The sequence below is a fragment of the Corallococcus sp. CA041A genome (assembly GCF_003612075.1).
Lineage (GTDB): Bacteria > Myxococcota > Myxococcia > Myxococcales > Myxococcaceae > Corallococcus > Corallococcus exiguus.
The window spans coordinates 1-253 of sequence record NZ_RAWF01000789.1 but is presented as its reverse complement, the minus strand read 5'-3'; the positions used below and the strand labels follow the sequence as shown (position 1 = coordinate 253).

General features: G+C 65.2%; 1 pseudogene. It reads left to right on the top strand.

What is annotated here, in order from left to right:
* A pseudogene (locus tag D7V77_RS45480) lies at positions 1–126 on the top strand (IS30 family transposase); the annotation flags it as partial.
* Positions 127–253: the final 127 nt, after the last annotated feature.

Below are 253 nucleotides of genomic sequence, written 5' to 3'. Positions count from 1 at the left end.
GAGGTGGAGCAGTGCCTGGCCCGGCGCTGGAGCCCCCAGCAGATTGCCGCCAGACTGCGCTCGGACTTCCCCGAGCAGCCCCACATGCGCGTGTCTCACGAAACCATTTACCGCTCGCTCTTCGTGCGGGTCTGGATCCGATCCTGAGCGAGGGATGAGCTGACAGGCCATCGAGCGGCCGTGAGCCTGCGCATCGGCACGATGGAAGGCGTCTGGTGGGTTACCTCGATGGAGGTGGCAAGATGCCGAAGGT